Source organism: Moraxella equi (assembly GCF_002027555.1).
GTDB lineage: Bacteria > Pseudomonadota > Gammaproteobacteria > Pseudomonadales > Moraxellaceae > Moraxella > Moraxella equi.
Genome location: NZ_MXAP01000042.1, coordinates 1 through 19,358 on the forward strand (window position 1 = coordinate 1; position 19,358 = coordinate 19,358).

At 42.7% G+C, this 19,358-nt stretch carries 18 protein-coding genes and 1 pseudogene; 9 read left to right on the top strand and 10 right to left on the bottom strand.

The features are described 5' to 3' along the window. Nucleotides 1-170 precede the first annotated feature (170 nt). Nucleotides 171-1,357: pseudogene (locus B5J93_RS04205) on the bottom strand (sugar transporter). Between the two features lie 97 nt (nucleotides 1,358-1,454). On the opposite strand from B5J93_RS04205, the gene B5J93_RS04210 reads away from it, so the two are divergent. The 5 genes from B5J93_RS04210 (at nucleotide 1,455) to infC (ending at nucleotide 6,908) form a co-directional block, all read left to right on the top strand. Further along, nucleotides 1,455-3,260 (top strand): aminopeptidase P family protein, encoded by a 1,806-nt coding sequence (locus B5J93_RS04210; protein ID WP_079324884.1) that lies wholly within the window; start codon nucleotides 1,455-1,457, stop codon nucleotides 3,258-3,260. Nucleotides 3,261-3,310: 50 nt separating this feature from the next. Beyond that, nucleotides 3,311-4,798, top strand: coding sequence for an aminoacyl-histidine dipeptidase (locus B5J93_RS04215; protein WP_079324885.1), 1,488 nt, complete (start codon nucleotides 3,311-3,313; stop codon nucleotides 4,796-4,798). A gap of 586 nt (nucleotides 4,799-5,384) precedes the next feature. Next, a complete protein-coding gene (locus B5J93_RS04220; RefSeq protein ID WP_079324886.1) occupies nucleotides 5,385-5,591 on the top strand; it encodes a hypothetical protein in 207 nt (68 codons plus the stop codon). Between the two features lie 321 nt (nucleotides 5,592-5,912). Beyond that, a complete protein-coding gene (locus tag B5J93_RS04225) occupies nucleotides 5,913-6,269 on the top strand; it encodes a hypothetical protein (RefSeq protein ID WP_079324887.1) in 357 nt (118 codons plus the stop codon). Nucleotides 6,270-6,410: 141 nt separating this feature from the next. Further along, complete coding sequence (infC, locus tag B5J93_RS04230; RefSeq protein ID WP_079324888.1) at nucleotides 6,411-6,908, top strand: translation initiation factor IF-3; 498 nt, start codon at nucleotides 6,411-6,413, stop codon at nucleotides 6,906-6,908. A 44-nt stretch (nucleotides 6,909-6,952) separates the two neighbouring features. On the opposite strand, the gene B5J93_RS04235 is transcribed toward infC, so the two are convergent. Then, entirely contained in the window at nucleotides 6,953-7,990 is a 1,038-nt protein-coding gene (locus B5J93_RS04235; RefSeq protein ID WP_079324889.1) for a hypothetical protein, read from the bottom strand. Nucleotides 7,991-8,193: 203 nt separating this feature from the next. Here B5J93_RS04235 and B5J93_RS04240 point away from each other — a divergent pair, with 203 nt between their 5' ends. Beyond that, on the top strand, nucleotides 8,194-9,030 hold the full coding sequence (locus tag B5J93_RS04240; protein WP_143823489.1) for a competence protein CoiA family protein: 837 nt from the start codon (nucleotides 8,194-8,196) through the stop codon (nucleotides 9,028-9,030). A gap of 40 nt (nucleotides 9,031-9,070) precedes the next feature. Here the strand turns inward: B5J93_RS04240 and smpB are convergent, their stop codons facing one another. Beyond that, nucleotides 9,071-9,538: an SsrA-binding protein SmpB gene (gene smpB, locus B5J93_RS04245; RefSeq protein ID WP_062499996.1), complete on the bottom strand. Its 468-nt coding sequence runs from the start codon at nucleotides 9,536-9,538 to the stop codon at nucleotides 9,071-9,073. Between the two features lie 357 nt (nucleotides 9,539-9,895). On the opposite strand from smpB, the gene nfsA reads away from it, so the two are divergent. The 3 genes from nfsA to trmD all read left to right on the top strand — a co-directional run bounded on the left by nfsA (nucleotide 9,896) and on the right by trmD (nucleotide 12,074). After that, on the top strand, nucleotides 9,896-10,678 hold the full coding sequence (nfsA, locus tag B5J93_RS04250; RefSeq protein WP_079324891.1) for an oxygen-insensitive NADPH nitroreductase: 783 nt from the start codon (nucleotides 9,896-9,898) through the stop codon (nucleotides 10,676-10,678). A gap of 145 nt (nucleotides 10,679-10,823) precedes the next feature. Then, nucleotides 10,824-11,309, top strand: a complete 486-nt coding sequence (coaD, locus tag B5J93_RS04255; protein WP_079324892.1) for a pantetheine-phosphate adenylyltransferase — start codon at nucleotides 10,824-10,826, stop codon at nucleotides 11,307-11,309. A 6-nt stretch (nucleotides 11,310-11,315) separates the two neighbouring features. After that, nucleotides 11,316-12,074 carry a tRNA (guanosine(37)-N1)-methyltransferase TrmD gene (gene trmD / locus B5J93_RS04260; protein WP_079324894.1) on the top strand — a complete coding sequence of 253 codons (759 nt, stop codon included), beginning with the start codon at nucleotides 11,316-11,318 and terminating at the stop codon, nucleotides 12,072-12,074. Here trmD and epmA read toward each other — a convergent pair whose 3' ends face one another. The 7 genes from epmA to B5J93_RS04295 form a co-directional block, all read right to left on the bottom strand. Next, nucleotides 12,075-13,043, bottom strand: coding sequence for an EF-P lysine aminoacylase EpmA (gene epmA / locus B5J93_RS04265; protein WP_079324896.1), 969 nt, complete (start codon nucleotides 13,041-13,043; stop codon nucleotides 12,075-12,077). Continuing rightward, nucleotides 13,036-14,100, bottom strand: coding sequence for a 4-phosphoerythronate dehydrogenase (locus B5J93_RS04270; protein ID WP_079324898.1), 1,065 nt, complete (start codon nucleotides 14,098-14,100; stop codon nucleotides 13,036-13,038). Before B5J93_RS04270 ends, epmA begins: the two co-directional genes overlap by 8 nt. Before the next feature lie 172 nt (nucleotides 14,101-14,272). Next, a complete protein-coding gene (locus tag B5J93_RS04275) occupies nucleotides 14,273-15,436 on the bottom strand; it encodes an AI-2E family transporter (protein ID WP_079324905.1) in 1,164 nt (387 codons plus the stop codon). Between the two features lie 170 nt (nucleotides 15,437-15,606). Continuing rightward, the gene (locus B5J93_RS13745; protein WP_211278845.1) at nucleotides 15,607-16,656 is read right to left on the bottom strand and encodes an HNH endonuclease; all 1,050 of its coding nucleotides are present in this window, start codon (nucleotides 16,654-16,656) and stop codon (nucleotides 15,607-15,609) included. A gap of 68 nt (nucleotides 16,657-16,724) precedes the next feature. Continuing rightward, a complete protein-coding gene (locus tag B5J93_RS04285) occupies nucleotides 16,725-17,192 on the bottom strand; it encodes a YaiI/YqxD family protein (protein ID WP_079324900.1) in 468 nt (155 codons plus the stop codon). After that, a complete protein-coding gene (locus B5J93_RS04290; RefSeq protein ID WP_079324901.1) occupies nucleotides 17,189-18,106 on the bottom strand; it encodes a hypothetical protein in 918 nt (305 codons plus the stop codon). Before B5J93_RS04290 ends, B5J93_RS04285 begins: the two co-directional genes overlap by 4 nt. A gap of 25 nt (nucleotides 18,107-18,131) precedes the next feature. After that, entirely contained in the window at nucleotides 18,132-19,292 is a 1,161-nt protein-coding gene (locus tag B5J93_RS04295) for a 5-(carboxyamino)imidazole ribonucleotide synthase (RefSeq protein WP_079324903.1), read from the bottom strand. Nucleotides 19,293-19,358 lie beyond the last annotated feature (66 nt).

The window sequence follows — 19,358 nt, forward strand, 5'->3', positions numbered from 1 at the left end:
TTGGGTTCGGTTGGTATAGAGTGTGTCAAATATTGGTGTTTGACATAAAATGGGAAAAGTGCCTGATTTTTATTGCAAATACAAAAGCGGGTATTTCAATTTAACCACGCCTTTATTTTAAAAAATCTCATCATGATTTGATTAGGATAAGCCCATTGTTAGGGCAACTCTTATTGCCGAGAGCTTATTTTTGCACTTGCCCCATGCACCAATACCGCCAGTAACATCACGCCCGCCCCGACATAGCCTATCATGGTCAGTCCTAGGGCTTGATGAGCGATGATCATACCGCCAAGTAACGCCCCACCACCGATACCGATGTTATAAATCCCAGAAAACAGACTCATGGCGACATCTGTGGCTTGTGGGGCGAGTTTTAGGGTGCGAAGTTGTAGCACCAGACTAATAGCCGTCATGCTCACGCCCCACAGCACCGCCAATGCCGTCCACAGCACGACATGACCTGCCAATATCATCATCAGCATGAGACTAGATAGCACGCCAATCATCGCCAACCACAAAAACCCCTGCTCAAAACGCTCATAATACCGCCCAAACAGCACGCTCGCCACAATCCCTGCCAAGCCAAAGATAAGCAGTACCGCCGTGGCATAGGTTGGGCTAAATGCATTGATGTGCAACACAAACGGCTCAATGTAACTATAAGCGGTAAAATGTGCCGTGACGGCTAGGGCTATCATGAGATAGACGGCGATAAGGGGTTTGTTTTTGGCGATAAGTGTCAAGCTTGATAAGTCGCCCACGTTGCGACTGGGCAGTTTTGGTAAAATCCACCACAGCACCATCATGGCGACAAAAGCAATCGCCCCAAAAGTCGTCCGCCAGCCCAGATACTGCCCCAATATCCGCCCAAGCGGTAATCCCAACACAGTCGCCAATGCCGAGCCTGTGGCGAGCATGCCTAGGGCGGTGGTTTGTTTGCCTTTGGGGGTGACACGGACAACAAGGCTTGCTGTGATAGACCAAAACACCGCATGAGCCAGTGCCACTCCTGCCCGAGCGATGAGCAGTACGGCAAAGCTGCTGGCAAGCACGGTCATGATATGACTGATGATAAAGATGATGAATAAACCCATGAGCAGTTTTTTGCGTTCTATCTTGGCGGTTAGGAGTAGGCAGGCAAGGATAAGCACGCCACAATCCACGCATACACGGTCATCATCACGCCCACTTCATGAGCAGGCATGCCAAAACTTGCCCCGATGTCAGAGAGTAGGGCGACAGGGATGAACTCAGTGGTGTTAAAGATAAAGGCGGATAGGGCTAGGGCGACGACACGCAGGGTGCGAATGCGGTTGGCGTGGGCAGAAAAGTCGTGTTGGGGGATGTGGGTCATGGATAAAAAGGCGTATTTTAACATAAAATGCTAAAATGTTGTATCAAAAATGGCTTGGGTGTAAAATAGGCGTTTATAGTATTATCAAGGAAAAACCATGACTGACTTTCACAAAACCCCGTCCGATGTCCGCCACGCCCGAGTGCTTGCTGTGCGTGCGATACTTGCCGAGCGTGGGCTGTCCGCCCTTATCGTACCGTCTGCTGACCCGCACATGTCCGAGTATTTGCCTGTGTATTGGCAAGGTCGGGCGTGGTTGTCGGGCTTTACAGGGTCGGTTGGTACGTTGGTCATCACGCATGATTTTGCAGGGGTGTGGACGGACAGCCGTTATTGGGTGCAAGCTCCCATTGAGCTTGACGGCACAGGCATTGAGCTACAAAAAATGGAGCATTCTCGTCCCACTTATGCCCAGTTTTTGGCGGACAACCTACCCCAAGGGGCGAAAGTGGCGATAGACGGGGCGGTGTTGTCTATGGCGGAGTTTGATGGTCTAAACCAAGCCTTTGCCAAGCGTGGCATAGAGCTTGTCATTGATACCGACATTTTGGGGCAGATTTGGCAAGACCGCCCAAGCCTACCCAACGCCCCGATTTATGTGCATGACGAAATATTTGTGGATACGAGTGCCAAACAAAAACTTGCCCAAGTGCGTGAGGTTATGACCCAAAAGGGGGCGACCCATCATCTTGTTAGTGGTCTTGATGACATTGCGTGGCTCACCAACTTGCGTGGGGCGGACGTGAATTTTAACCCCGTGTTTTTGTCGCACCTACTTATCACGCCAGACACGGCGACTTTATTTGTCCATGATGACAAACTCACCGACACCGCCAAATCCGCCCTAAGCGTGGCAGGTATTGACGTGGCTCATTATGACAGCGTGGCGGAGCGTTTGGGTGATGTAGAGAGCCTGCTGTTTGACCCTGCCAAAGTGGCGGTCGGTACGCTCACCCGTTTACCAAAAACCGCCAAACTCATCAAAGCGGTCAATCCTACCACCGTGTTAAAGGCCATAAAATCGGACAATGACATCAACCATATCCGTGAAGCCATGCGTCAAGACGGCGTGGCGTTGTGCGAGTTTTTTGCCGAGCTAGAAGACAAGCTTGCCCAAGGCGAGCGTGTGTCCGAGCTTGATATTGATGAGATGTTGGAGCGTACCAGAAGTCGCCAGCCGAACCACGTTTCGGCAAGTTTTGATACGATTGCAGGATTTTGTGGCAATGGGGCGATTGTACATTATCGGGCGACAGACGAGCGATTTTCGTATTTGGACAGAGACGGCTTGCTACTCATTGACTCAGGGGCTCAGTACAAAAACGGCACGACCGACATCACTCGCATGGCAGGCGTGGGGCAAATTAGCGATGATGAAAAGCGTGATGTTACCTATGTGTTAAAGGCTCATATCACCCTCGCGACTGCCCATTTTCCCAAAGACATACCGTCCATGCAACTAGACGTATTGGCTCGCAACCAACTGTGGCAACAGGGGCTAGACTATGGGCATGGGACAGGGCATGGCGTGGGTTATTTTTTAAACGTCCATGAGGGTCCGCAGGTCATCTCACGCACTGCCCCCGTTACGCCTGAACGTATCATGAGTGAAGGCATGATAACCAGTAACGAGCCGGGGCTGTACCGTGAAGGCAAATGGGGCATACGCCTTGAAAATCTGGTCGTGGCGGTCAAGGCACACCAGAGCGAGTTTGGTGAGTTTTTAAAATTTGAAGATTTGACCTTATGCCCATTTGATACCCGTCTGATATTGCCACATCTTTTGACCGAACAGGAGAAGCGTTGGCTGAACGATTATCACGAACGTGTCCATGATGAGCTTATCGGGCGTGTGGACGGGCAGGCAAAAGCGTGGCTCATTGAGCGGACACAGGCGGTGTGAGCTTTTTATCTGTTAAATACCAATTTTAAACAACCCACAAGGAAAATCCTATGTTAAACCAAAACGCCCTAAATCACAACTTATCTGTCGTCCAAGACCTTGCCCCGAGCGAGCTGTGGCGGTGGTTTGCCCAGATTTGTAGCATTCCGCACCCGTCTTATCACGAAGAAGCGATAGCAAGCCACATCGCCTCATGGGCAAGTTCTCACAGGCTTACCGTGTGGCGTGATGAGATTGGTAATGTCATTATCAAAAAACCTGCCACAGTCGGCATGGAAAACCGCACGCCCATTGCCCTGCAAGCCCATTTGGACATGGTACCCCAAGCCAACGCCAGTACGAGCCACGACTTTACCAAAGACCCCATCATCATGCGATTTAGCGATGATAAGGCATGGATAAAGGCGACTGACACCACGCTCGGGGCGGATAACGGCATTGGCATGGCGAGCTGTTTGGCGGTGCTAAGCGATGAGACGGTGGCTCACCCTGACATCGAAGTGCTACTGACCATGACCGAAGAGACGGGCATGGTGGGGGCGATAGGCCTGCAGGCGGGGACACTGACCGCCCCAATCATGGTCAATACCGACACCGAAGAGATAGGCGAGATTTATGTGGGCTGTGCAGGGGGTGTGGACGCTGATTTGGCGTTGCCTGTGCGTTATGTGGAAAATGGCTATGACAGTGCGATAAGTTTGACTGTCAAGGGCTTAAAGGGCGGGCATTCGGGCGTGGACATTCACAAAAACCGAGCAAATGCCATTAAACTGTTGGGGCGAGTGTTGGCGACTTTATCGCAGACGTGCGACTTTAAAATCGCTGACATCAAAGGCGGTTCGCTAAGAAATGCCATTGCCCGAGAAAGCGTGGCAACCCTTGTGATGAATGGGGCGGGCAAAGAGCAGTTTTTGGAAAATTTATCTACTATTATCAAAGACATAGAGAGCGAAATCGGCACGGCAGAACCCAAACTGTCTATCACGATAGAAGACACCGAGCGACCCGATACCGTCATAGAAAACAGCCAAACCGTGATAAATCTCATCAATGTACTGCCGTCTGGCGTGGTGCGATACAGCGACAACATCGCTGACGTGGTGGAGACTTCGCTATCGTTTGGGGTGCTTGGTGTGGCAAATGGCGAGCTGGTGGCGACCTTGCTTGTCCGCTCCTTGACCCAAGTTGGCAAACAAGGCGTGATAAGTACTTTGCAAAGCGTGGCGGATTTGGTGGGGGCAAAAGCGGTGTTTGACGGCGACTATGTGGGGTGGAACTATGACCCAAACTCTGCCATTACGCCCATAACCGCCCGTTTGTATGCTGACATTTTGGGGCATGAACCCAAAATCAAGGTCATTCATGCAGGGCTAGAATGCGGATTGATTAAGAAAAATTATCCCAACATGGACATCGTCTCTGTGGGACCCACGATTATCAACGCCCATTCGCCTGATGAAGCGGTGGACGTAGCGAGCGTGGCGGTGTATTGGCAACTTTTGATGGATATTTTAAAAAATTCACCTGTGAAAGCGTGAGAAGGCGGTCAAAGTAAAAAATCGGGCAAGATGTCCGATTTTTTTTGTGGGTTTGGTTATTTGGGTGGTGTGGGACTGTTTAGTGGGGCAGGCAAGGGGTGTCTAGGGTGTGCTCGCCGTTGGTGTTTATGATGAAAAATGGCTAAATTATCATATCAATAAAATGTTATCAAGACTTAACATGCCCTAGCATAATTAGGACTTGCAAAAAAAACAAAAAACTGTGCCTTAATATTAATTTTATGATTGGCGATTATTTGTTAGACCTCTTTTTAAACTAAAAATAAACTCTTATAAATATTGAGATTAAAGTTTTAAAAATCCACAAAAATTGAGGTTTTGAAAGAGGTCTATTAAATGTGGCTCACGATTCTTTGGTTGATTTTGAAACTACCCACCTAATCCAATCATCAAATCAATGCTTCATCCAAGCCTTTTTAAATGATTGTGATAAAATAAGTGAGGGTTTCGTAGTTTATTAGAGTATCTTGACATGGGTCTGGTTTTTCAGGAGGCTTAATAAATTCCCTATTTTTTCTGTTAATTCTATGCTACTATAAAATCACTCCATTTTTAAGGATATTTTATGAAAACATTAAAAGCAGTTGCCGTTTGTGCGTTGCTTGCCATAAGTGGACAAAGTTTTGCCAATACCGCCAAACCCATACAAATCACATTTCCCAAAGGCGAAACTTGTCATGATTTTAAAGCAAAAGTTGGTAAAAAACCAAATCAACATTCATATCACAGACCCAAACCAAAAACCCTTAACGAGCGTGGGAGAGATGATTGACTTTTATCCCACAATTTATCTATATGAGCCAACCATAACGGGCTTGTATGGCATTTCTTTTACCACCAAAAACAAAAGCAATGCCAAAATTGATGTGAGAGTATGTGCTGATGAGAATTTATTTTGAAAATTCAATGAAAGGATTGAGATAAAAATAGGAAAAGAATTTAATGATAATAAGGAATGGGCGGTAAACCTGCTGACCTTTATGATTAAGAAAAATTATGATAAATTGGAGTGAGTCTAAAAAATAAATTTTCTCTATCTTTGCTTTTTATTTTCTGATACAATAAAAACCCACTTCATTTTTAAGGATATTTTATGAAAACATTAAAAGTAGTCGCTGTTTGTGCGTTGCTTGCCATAAGTAGTCAAAGTTTTGCTAATACCGTGCCGATTAAATTTGCCAAAGGCAGTTATTGTGGTAGTTTTTCTGGTGACTTTAAAGGCAAAGCGTTTACCATACAACTTGGTGCTAACCAAACATTGGAAATCAATGGCTTGTATCTCATCAATCCAATCGTAAAAGGCCCTAAGGGCAGAATATTAAAAGTTGCTGGCTGGGAAGGTGAGGATGTGGTTTATTACAATACCACAACGGCAGGAAGATATACAATCACTTTAAGACCTGAGGACGGTAGTGGGTATTATGGCGATGTGCAATTTTGTGCCTATTAAACCACCAAGCCAAAAACCCATTCAACTGATGAATGGGTTTTTGAGTAAATGACTACTTGAAATCCCCACAATTTTTAAGTAAAATATGAGTCTATCTTTTTATTTGGAGTATGACCCATTAAACCGTCAAACCGCCTAAACATCAACGAAGAAATTCGTGCCAAAGAAGTCCGCCTAGTCAAAGAAGACGGTGAACAGCTTGGCGTTGTCAGCCTAAAAGAAGCCTTAGAAAAGGCAAGAGATGCCAATTTGGATTTGGTTGAGATTGTCCCAGACGCCAAGCCCCCTGTGGCAAAGATTATGGACTACAAACGTCATTTGTACGAACAAAAGCAAAAAGCCAAAGAAGCCAAAAAGAACCAAAAACAGACCCAAGTCAAAGAAATCAAGCTAAGACCAGGTACAGAAGAAGCGGATTATCAGGTCAAGCTACGCAAAATCGTGGAGTTTTTGGAAGACAAAGACAAGGTCAAAGTCTCCATTCGTTTTCGTGGACGTGAGATGAGCCACCAAGAGATTGGACGAGCCCAACTTGAACGTATCATCAAAGATACCGAAGAGATAGCCAGCGTAGAGCAAGCCCCTAAGGTGGAAGGTCGCCAAATGGGTATGCTACTAGGGCCTGCTAAGAAGAAGTGAGCGAAATCCAAAAACCCCAATCAAAATGCCGATTGGGGTTTTGTTTATTCATCGGTTGGCTGTTCTTGTAAATACATGGAGTGTCCCAAAAAATACCCCGTCATTAGCACACGGTCAAAACTGTATACATGAGCGTGCGGAGCTTCTATACACCTTCCTACCAACGGGGCGGATTGGTCAGGCTTACCATTCATGAGTAAAATCGGTGCGGTACAAATCGGGCATACTGCTCGGATTTCAGTAATGCGTGCAATGTTGTATTTATAATCTTTTGTTTTTCCGAAAAATTCTATTTCGGCATTATCATGAGTAAGAGACTTGAACAACAATGGAGCCTTAACAATACGATGTGTTACGATTTTGTTTAATGGAATATAAAAATAATAAAAAGTATAGAAAAATAAAACAAAAAATGATGAATAGATGATTAAAGTAGATAAACCAATGCTTAATAAGTGTCCAATTAACGCCATAAAAATAACGGAAAAAACCAAGATAAATAAAGTTAATAAAAAACCAAGCATTAATACTACAATTAGTAAAATGCCTTTAAAGCTAAACATATGCAGCTCATAATTTTTATCAAAAAATATTTTTGAAAATAAAGATATTTTTACCAAAGACTTGTCTCTGTGTTCATAATAAACTTTATTTATCGTATTTTCTCTTTCTATGACTTGATTGTCATTATCAATTTTTTCTATTTCTAACCAATAATAACTGGGATTATTGCGACCGCCGTCTGATTTATGCTCTTTAAAAACAGGTATAAATCCCAATTCTAAAAAATCGGAAATAATTTGATTATTATTAAAGATAATCCTTTGTAGTTCCCTTTTTATATTTTCTGCTTTTACTCTCTCTGTATTACATGATTTTGGATTGTTTTTATCATCCTTAAATTCATCATCCAAAATATCCAATTTGGTCATTTTGGGTGTTAAATTCTTTTGTTGATTGCCATGTGCTAACATGACACGATTAACCAATATTTGCAAATGCGTGCGAGATTGCGTTTTGTTTGGTTGTCTTATTAACAACTCATTGAGTTTTTCAAAAATTAAAATTTCATTATTTGTCATATACTTATACCTTATAAAAACCTTTTTACTCTGTTTTTTGGGTGTTTTTGCTCATCAAAAATTTGGATAATATACTCATCTTTTAATCGGAGTATGTCCATGTTAATGAAAGTCGCTGTTAATCAGTCCAATCAATTAGTTAATATCCAGCAAGTAGAGCGTGGTTTGGCTTGTCAATGTTTTTGCTTTGAATGTGTGAAAGTGTGGTTGCCAAAAAGGGCGATATTAAGGAACATCATTTTGCCCATGCCAGTAATAAAGAAAGCTGTTATATCAGTCCTGAGAGTATTTTACATAAATATGCCAAAGAAGTCATTATGAAACAAAAACAAATTTATTTACCTGCCTTACCAAATAGCGATGACAAACATGAAAAATTATGGCAATTTCACACCGTAAATCCCGAACAAAATGTCGGTAATATCAGACCTGATTTAGTTGCAATTAGTGATGATGATATGGTATTTATAGAAATTGCGGTTACGTTTTTTATTCATGATGAGAAAAGAACTTTTATTGAAAAATTGGGCGTAAAAACCATTGAAATTGATTTGAGTGCATTTTTAGATATTGATATAGAAATACCCAATTCATTTATCAGCAATTTTACCATTCATCATTTGGAAAATAAAACTTGGATTTATCCTAAGGAGAAGATAGTTAATCAAAATCCATCATTAAACAATCAATCAATTCAACAAAATCTATCCAATCATTTAAAAGAGAGTAATGCTATGTCAAGTAATAATCCTGTTTTTACTGTTGTCGGTTTACATAAATCAAAAGGTACTTTTAATAATTATGGGCGTTCTATTGATTATGACAATTTGGTGGTTACAGCAATTCGACCTTTTACAGACAACCAAACCAGAGAAGGGGCTATTGGTCATACTTTTGAGCAATTTAAGATTAAGGGTTCGGAGAATTTTCATCTGTATAAAGATGTAACATTGCCGTGCCAAGCTGAGTTTGTTTTTGAAGCGGATTTTTCATCAGGCAAAATAAAAAGTAAATTAACTCAGTTGTTGTTTATTGATTAAAAATTCACCCAACACAAATAAAGGGCAGCACGCCCTTTATTTACCTCATGTCCGCCTTAAAGCCACGCTTTTTATCCATTTGCCAATCACGTTCTTTGAGTGTGGCTCGTTTGTCGTGGAGTTTTTTGCCTTTGGCTAGGGCGATTTCGCATTTGACCCGACTGCCCTTCCAGTAGCAGGATAAGGGGACGACTGCATAGCCTTTTTGATTGACCATGCCAAAGAGTTTATCAATCTGCTTGCGGTGCAAAAGCAGTTTGCGGGTGCGGATATTGTCAGGATTGATGTGCGTGGAGCTGGTCAATAGGGGCTGAATGTGGGCCCCGAACAAAAACGCTTCGCCATTTTTAAAAATCACATAAGCGTCCGTGATTGCCATTTTGCCTGCGCGTATTGATTTGACTTCCCAACCCTCAAGCGACAGACCCGCTTCAAAGGTTTCTTCGATAAAGTATTCGTGGCGGGCTTTTTTGTTGGCACAGATTTGGTTTGACGGTTTTTTTGCCATGTTTGTATCTCAATATTGTCTAGGGCGTGCCTGCCTTTGGTGTTTGCAATGAAAAATAGGGAAATCGCCCGTTTTTCAAGGAAAAGTCTGCCGTTGATATTAGAGTATCAACAAGGATTGTGACGTAGAAAAACCAGATTTAGCCATTTTTCATGCAAAAATGGATGAAAGCGTTAAATTTTCATCTTATTTTATAAGAGTGTTATCAAGGGTAGGCACGCCCTACCTATTATAAGAGATTTGGTGGATAATTACAAACAAAGCCACGCCCCTGTTACATTTGTCCAATAAAACAGCATTTGCCTTTGGGGGTGATACTTGATAAGATAAGGCAAATTTATCATCATAGGATTTGCCATGCTCGAATCAAAACCAACCCTAGAAACCTTGCTAAATCACCGCTCCGTGCGTAAATACACTGGCGAGCCAATCTCTGATGAAATGTTAACTGCTATTTTGGAGGCAGGGCGTGCCGTCTCAACATCAAGCTACCTGCAAGCGGTGAGTGTGGTGCGTGTGCGTGATAAGGCAAAGCGGACGGCATTTCGCCAAATCTCCAACAACCTAAGCGAAGACAAATATAACGACCTTATCGCCCAAGGCAAGCGGTTGGGACATGGCTATGTCGAAGACTGTGCCGAATATTTGGTGTTTTGTATGGACGCTTATCGTCATCATGCCCTTGCTGATGTCAATACCGACTGGACAGAAGTCATGCTCATCGGGGCGATTGACTCAGCTCTTATGGCTCAAAATATGCTGGCAACTGCCGAGAGTCTGGGGCTGGGCGGGGTCTATATCGGCTCACTGCGTAACGACATTCAGCGAGCAGGCGAGCTGTTGGCACTACCAAAACACGTCGTGCCACTGTTTGGGCTGTGTCTAGGACACCCTGACTGGGATTCCAAAATCAACCAATCGCAACGCCCACGCCTACCGCTTGATGTTATCGTCTCAACTGACACCTATCAAACCCCAAGCGATGACGTATTGTCCGCTTATAATGATGAAGTTAAAGCCTACTATGGCGGTCGTGGTTTGGAGCTTGACTGGAGAGCCCAAATTGCCGAGACCTTTGGTGGGGACGTGCGTCCGTTTATGCTGGACTATTTGCAATCGCAAGGTTTTGCCAAACGCTAAGAAAACACAAAAAGTCGGACAAAAGCTGGACAACAGTTCGGCTTTTTCTTTTTTTATAAAAATTTAAAATAAAATCCCCAAAACCGCCAAAAATTTGCTACCATAAGCACTTTTTAATATCACTTTTAGCAAAATCATAAGAACCATGACCTCAAAAAAAGCCCTATATCCCGGCACCTTTGACCCCATCACCAACGGACACATTGACCTTGTCAATCGTGCCTTAAAAATCTTTGATGAAGTCATCATCTCGGTGGCGTTCGCTCATCACAAAAAGCCGTTATTTGGCTTTGATGAGCGAGTGGCATTGGTGCAGGAGATTTTTAAGGACAATGAACGGGTGTCGGTGGTCGGTTTTGAAGGGCTACTGGTGGATTTTGTCAAAGAACAAAATGCGGTGGCGGTCATTCGTGGACTGCGTGCGGTGAGTGATTTTGAGTATGAATTTGGGCTTGCCAACATGAACCGTAGCCTAGATGAGAGCTTTGAAGCGGTATTTTTGACCCCTGCCCAAGAGTACTCGTTCGTCTCGTCCACGCTCGTGCGAGAAGTGGCAAAACTTGGTGGCGATGTCTCAAAGTTCGTGCCGTCCTGTGTGCTTGACGGTTTTGCCAAAAAGTTCGGTGGGTAGGGCGTGATGTTTTTTGCGGTCATTAGTATCCTGCCCCAGATGTTCGGGGCGACCACAGAGTACGGCATTACGGGGCGTGCGGTGGGGCGGGGGCAGGTGGTGATACACACCATTAACCCCAGAGATTTTACCACGGATAACTATCGGCGGATTGACGAGCGTCCCTTTGGCGGGGGGCCGGGCATGGTCATGCTTGCCGAGCCGTTGGAGCAGGCGATATTGCACGCCAAAGCCCTAGCTGATGAGCATTTTGGGGGCGTGGGTAAGGATAACCCTACCTGCCCCGTCATCTATCTGTCGCCACAGGGCAAGACCCTAGATGAGCAGACGGTGGTAGAATGTAGCCAACTCGATGGCATGATACTGCTGTGTGGGCGTTATGAAGGCATTGATGAAAGGCTACTTAGTGCCTATGTCGATGGCGAGATTTCCATTGGCGACTATGTGCTGACAGGGGGTGAGTTACCTGCGATGGTACTGATGGATAGTGTCATTCGCCGTCTGCCAAGTGTGATGAATGATGACAAATCCGCCCTAGAAGACAGCTTTGTCGATGGGCTACTAGATTGCCCCCACTATACCAAGCCTTTGATTTTTAAGGATAAAAAAGTCCCTGCTGTCCTGCTGTCGGGTCATCATGCCAATATTGCCAAATGGCGGTTTTTGGAGCAAGTCAAACGCACCAAAGAGCGTCGTCCTGACTTATGGGAGCGGTTTGAACTCACCAAAGAGCAGGCGAAGTGGTTGGCGGAGCTTAATGAATAGTCACGCCCTATCCGTCATCATCATCACCGCTTCACTAATGTCAGAGAGCTTCTCACGCACCATAAACAGACGGTCAAGCCCCAACGCAATCCCACTACATGGCGGTAAGTCATCGCACGCACGGACTAGGTTTGTATCAATCGGCATGATTGGTAAGCCTAGTTTTGCTCGCTCAACATTGTCCTGTGTAAATCGCTGATACAGCTCATCGCTACTGGCAAGTTCATCATAGGCATTGGCAATCTCTATGCCGTTGATATACAGCTCAAAGCGTTTGGCAACAGTATGACCGTCCATGTCTGTCGCCACTTTTGCCAAAGACGCAGTCGCCACAGGATAATCGGTGATGAGTGTTGGCAAATCAAACCCCAAAGTCGGCTCTATCGCATGACTAAATAACAAATCCAGCCAACCCTGTTTATCATTGCCCATATCTAGGTTAATTCCCTGCTGTAATACCGTTTGTCGTAGTGTCTCAATGTCGGCAGAAAAAGGGTGAATGCCGAGCATGTCCATAAAGGCTTGGGCGTAGCGATAGGTTTTAAAGGGTAGATTTTTATGCAGTGCCACGCCGATGAGAGCATTTAATTCATTTGCCAAATCGTCCAAACTAAAATGCGGACGATACCATTCTAACATGGTAAATTCTATATTATGTTTATGTCCTTTTTCATTATCACGAAACACTTGACAAATTTGATAAATCGGTATTTGATAATCCGCCAATACTCTTTTCATGGCAAATTCTGGCGATGTGTGTAGATAACCTGTTTTTAATTCACCAGTTTGTTTAAAATTGACACTCACGCTTTCTATAAAAATATCGGTATTGCCATGATTGGATAATATGGGCGTGGTAATCTCTAACACACCCCGACTTTTAAAAAACTGACGAATGTCACCAATCATCTCAGCTTTACTCATTGCCAAATCTAAGGTCATGCTTGGGCGGTAATCGGTATTAGTCATAAAGCCATTCTCTTTTTAAATCATATTCTTTTCTTAATTTATCAAAATCCGCCCCATGTACGTTATTGGTGCAAATGTGGCGTAACTCGTTGTCGTCTTTTAAAATGTCATAATAGCTTTTTAAAATATCGGCATTTCCTTTTAATAATTCATTTTTTAATGTTTGCCAATGGTAATGATTGGACGGTAATAGCTTATCCATATTTTGTAAAACAGGTAAATTAAAATGCTCACAAAATGCCTGATAAATCATGTCTGTCCCACGCAACTTGCCATCCAGGGTATAGCCTGCAATGTGGGGTGTGGCAAGGGTAAGGTTATCAAGAAGTGTCTTATCAATCATTGGCTCAAAAGGAAACACGTCTAATATTGCATTTAAATTTTTATTATCCATTGCCCATAATAAATCATCTTGGCGGATAATCTCACCCCGAGCGGTATTGATTAAAATAGCGTTGTTTTTTAATTGTTCAAAAACGGATTTATTAAATAATCGATAAGTAGGATAATCACCCGTTTTGGTTAATGGCGTATGAATGGAGATAATGTCGCTATTTGCTAGTAATTCATTAAAATTTGCGTTATTAATGTCCGATGTTGGTAAATAAGGGTCATATCCCAAAATATCCCAATTTAAGTCTTTGGCATATTTGGCAAGCACTGATCCGATATTGCCCAAGCCAATAATGCCCAGTGTTATTTTTTTATGGATTGAGTTGGGAAATTTAGTTAAAAGGGCGGTAATGACATATTGAGCAACCGAATGTTTGCTTGACCCTTTGGCATTGGCAAAACGGATATTGTTTAAATGAATAAATTCATTATCCACATGATCTGTACCAATGGTTGCTGAACCGATAAATTTGATGTTATGGGGGTTGGCAATGGTGTCGGCATTGATGGGTGTTACCGAGCGAATGAGTAGGGCGGTTGGGTTGTATTTGTGAGTGGCGGATTGGTTAATCTCACGCCCTTTTAATTTGATGAGTGTGGTATTATCACGGCAAAAATAATCATCCAAATGGGCGATATTTTCATCGGCTAAAATGGTTATCATGGGTTGGTCTTTTGGTTGGTTTAATATGTTGGGGTAAATGATATATATAACAAACTTAACATTTACCACAGACTTTGTAGGGGCGTGTTGAACACGCCCTTGATGATGTAATGATTTTATCGGACGTGCTCAGCACGTCCCTACACCTACATATCATGAATTTATGGTAATTTTAAAGCTCTTTCTCTGTATCCAAGACAGGCTTGGGCGTTGGGGTGTCGGCAAGTAAGGCTTTGCCGTCCGCCACAGGGACAATGCTGTCCTTGGGGGCGAAAATCTCATTTTTGTGCTGACTTATCCACTCTCGCCACACCGCCAAGCCAATCGCCAGCACCACGGGCCCGATGAACAGCCCCACAAACCCAAATGCCGTCAATCCTCCAAGCACGCCGATAAAGATGATGATAAAGGGAATTTTGGTCGCCCCACTAATCACAATCGGACGAATAAGATTATCCACCCAACTAATGACAAACGTCCCCCACAGGGCAAGCCCAATGCCTTCTGCTGTATACCCCTGAGTGAGTAGCCACACCGCCACACCGCCCCACGCAAAGGGCGTGCCAAAGGGGATAAGTGCCACGACAAAGGTAAGAAGTGTGAGCAAAATGGGGTTTGGGGCGTTGGCAAAAGCATAGCCCACCCCTGCCAAAATCGCCTGAGCCAAAGCGGTCAATCCAATGCCATACACCACCGCCTGCGTGGTCGCCCCCACCGAGTCGATGTAGTCGTCAATGCGGTCGCCGATGATGTTTTTCATGGCTTGGCGGATTTGGCGAATCAGACTTTTGCCGTCCCGATAAAAGAAAAACAGGGTCATCAGAGCCATACCAAGTTTGGCAAGGTTTTTTAGCACCGCATCAAACGCCATTTTGCCATAATACAAATGCGACTGCACCCACGTTCGCACCGTCTCCATGGTCGCCTCAGGGTTTTTGTTAATCTCCCAAAGCGTGTCCTTAATCGTCTGCCCGATGACAGGTAAGTCCTTGATTTGACTGGGTAAATCTAAATAGCCTGCTTGCAGTCGGCGAATTGCCGTACCAACAAAACTTACCACTTCATGTTGCAAATAAAACACGCCCACAATCAGTGGAATGCCAATCATGAGCGAGATACAAAAAGTCATCAAAAACGCACTAAAACTGGGGCTTAGGCGGACTTTGGTATGAAAAAAAGTATAAACAGGAAAAGTAACATACGCCAAAATCCCTGCCCATAACGCCGGCACGATAAAAAATTGCACCACTTTAAAGCACAGCACAATCAAAATAACAAGCAAAGTCAAGGCGAGCAGGCGTTGTAAGACGAGTTCTTTATTCCATTGTTCAATCATAGTTTTGGCGTAAAAATGCGTAAAAAGGTGCTTGTAAATGGGGATATTATGCCAAAATTTTGACAAAAACGCATGGGAATTTTGTGGTGTTTGCGTGTTTATGTTGCTGAATTTTGATGACTCAACCAACAATTTAAATGCACACTTAAAATCACCACACCAATCTAGCATCATGAACCCTTTCTCAAATCCGCATCATTCTTATTGCTTTTGCCGATATTGCAAATATGGCAAAGTGTTTGGTAGTTTTCATAAGCATCCGTCCCGCCAAGCGAGCGCGGAATAATGTGGTCAATATGCAAAATCACATCATCGTGAGCCGTGCGACCACACGAAACGCATTTCCAATTATCTCTTTGAAATACTCGCCAGCGTATAGATGGCATAACTTTAAAATGCTGTTCTGCATTTTGAATTAAAACAGTCTGATTGATAATTGGTTTTTGACAACTTGTTTGTATGGTATTATCTGTCAGTAGCCATTGATTGAGTTTTTCCAATAAATCATTAAAACGAATGTTATTGCCCTTAGCAATTTGTATATAACTGTCATAAATAGGGTAAAATATAACAAAATTTCTAATAAGTGTATATATTGTATTTTCTTGAATGGGATAATGAATATTTTGACCAATAAAACTCATATCAATAATATCATTATTTTTTACAAAGGACAAATGTTCGGATATGGTTAATAAAGGATTTTGATTATCAATATAATCCAGTTGCATACCCGACAACAACAATAAAGAAGTGATTTTTTCTTGATGATTGAAATGAAATTTTAGTAATTTATCAAAAGAGTTTTTATTAAGATTTTTCAACCAACCATTTTCTAATAATAATTGAATGCCATTTTCCGTTGCAATAAACCCCAAACGAAATGGCAATACCATAATAGATTTGCCATTTTTATTAGCAAACCCATTCCATTTATCTGCACGCTGTCCGCCAATGCCAGCAAACGCCTGCATATAATCAATATCAAAATCATTCACTCTTTGATTGCGAAAGTTTGGATATTTGCTAATGATTGAATCTTGAAAGACATCAATATCATAAACTTCATTGATTTTGGTAGTACAATGTTGAATAAGAGCTTGTAATCTTGGTAATAAGGAATTTTTTAAGGCGTTGGCTTTTAAAAATAAATCATCAACCAAAAATAAATTGGCATCATCATCACCAAAAGAAATGGCATCTACTGTTGTTAATAGCATAATAAGACTTCAAAGATTTTTACATTAAGATGATTTGGGATTTGATTATGTACTTTTCGTCAATTCAATCAATTCCGCTTTTTTGCCTTAGCGATGAGTTTGTTTAAACTGTCGGCAAAATTCTTTTTATCTTTTTCGCTATATGGTTTTTGCCCGCCCATCTGACTGGGGTCAAGCACGCCTGTGTGTCTCATTGTGTCCATAAAATCTCGCACCGAGAGCCGTCCGCCTATCGTCTCTTTTTCAAAAATCTGCCCACGACAATCAAAGGCAAACGCCCCCTTGTGGAGTACAGCAAAGGCAAGGGGCGTGTCGCTTGTGATGACAAGGTCAAAGGGGGCAACTGCTTCAGCAATATAATCGTCCGCCACATCAAAGCCTTGTGCCACCACCACTGATTTTAAATAAGGCGATGGCGGTAATTTGATGTAAGTATTTGCCACAAAAATCGCTTGCACCTGTGTGCGGTTAGCGGTCTTAATAATCAACTCTTTGGCGATGGCGGGAATGGCATCTGCGTCTATATAAATAATCATTGGGTGGTGTCTTTTTTAATAATCTCATCTTGATGAGTTTTTAATAAGCTTTCAATATAATCAGACGCAATGGGATTTAAATAGGTGCAAGATTGCCCATCAATTTTCATTGCATTTTTGGGAGTGAACTTAATGCCATCAGAATAGTATTTATTTTGATAAATGGTGTCAAAATAAAAAGTCAATTCATAATCAGTAAGCATTTCTGCTTCATCTTCCAATGGATAAATTGCTACCTGATTATTTTCGCCTAAATATTCACTTGGAATTCTATCGCTCAAATATTCTGGCATATTATTGTCTAAATTAAACAATTCAAACGATTTTCTGCGATACAATTCATAAAACTCTGGCGTACTCTCGTGAAATCGCCATTGATAGCATTTTGATCCTTTGGGGAAATGTAATATTTTTGGTAAGGCGTGATAATTGGTAAAAGAAGTAACTAAGGTTGCAGGCTTACCATCAACTTCTGTCCGTAAAAACTCGCCCGAAATATCAAATGTCTTAATATAACGCTTATCAATCAAAGGGCTTTGAGTGGGTTTTAAAGGGACTTTTTCATAACTGACAATATAGTCGCCATTGTCTAAGGGTGTAATTTTGGCATTGGCGAATTTACCTTCTGTATTATTGTTATATCTAATTTTTAGGCTTTCGTGATTGTCCGCCAAAGTTAGTATTTGCTCATAATATGGCTCATACGGTTTAAATAACCCTGTATAAGTTGGCGTATAAGTCGCATCATAAATGCCGTGATATTTGATGATATTAACAGGATTATCAAAATCGGTTCTTTGGGCTTGGTTAATTGGCTTAAAATAAATAAAATCAAGCCGATTAACTTCATTTGCCCAAGTGGTAGAAAACACCATACCACTTATTAAAAATCCCATTATTAAAAGAAAACGCATTTTGACAATCCTTATTTAATTCAAATCACATTCCAAGCTTATTCGGCAACAATCCCACCACCTTTGCCACCGTCTCGGTAAGTTTCTCACTATCGCTTGGCATTACTGTGATATGGGCGATTTTACGACCGTTTCGCTCTTCTTTGTCATAACCGTGATAATGTACGCCGTCAAGGGCAAGCACATCGCTGATATTGGGATATTGCCCGATGACATTGAGCATCACAGACGGTTTAACAATGCTGGTATCGCCTAAGGGTAAACCTGCCACCGCCCGCATATGGTTTTCAAATTGGCTACACACCGCCCCTTGTATACTCCAATGTCCTGAATTATGCACACGGGGAGCGATTTCATTGGCAATCAAACCTTTGTCAGTAATAAACAATTCTAAGGTCAAAACACCAACATAATTTAAATGCTCCAAAAGTTTTTTGATATTACTTTGGGCTTGTTCGGTTAAATTATCCACATTGGGAGCAGGGGCGGTGGTTTTGGCAAGAATGCCATTATGGTGGACATTTTCCACCAAAGGATAATAACGGATTTCGCCCTGCTTTGAGCGGACAGCGATGATAGAAACTTCACGGCTAAAATTGATAAACCCTTCGGCAATGAGTGGGGCGGTTTCACACGCCTTGCCAAGCTCGTCCCAAGCCGTCTTAATGTCAGTTTCATTTCTAATGACAAATTGCCCTTTACCGTCATAACCGCCCCGAGTGGTTTTTAACACAAGGGGTAAGCCCAATTTATCACAAGCGGTTTGCAATTTCTCAAAAGAATTCACCGCCAAAAATGGCACGGTGTCAATGTTTAATTTATTAAACAAATTCTTTTCGTTTAAACGGTCTTGGGCGATAAATAGGGCGTGAGCAGGCGGAAATAGCCCAACGGTTTGTTCTAGGACTTTGGCACTGTCAAGCGGGGTGTTTTCAAATTCTAAGGTATAAGTATCACAGACTTTGGCAAATTCATCAAACTGCTCGGTGCTGTACACCTTACCCAAAAGACGGGCGGGGCAGTTGGGAGCGTCTTCTAAAAATACACAGCGAATACCAAGCGACAAGGCACTTTGGGCAAGCATTAAGCCAAGTTGCCCACCGCCTAGAATGCCGATGGTTTTGATGGGGTGTTTGGAATGATTGACGCTATAAAAATTGGCGATGGAAACAGGGGTGTTTGGCATAGGGGTTCTCAATTTGGTTTTTGGAGTTAATAAAGAATAAGGGCGGTTTGTAGCAACTGTATCCCT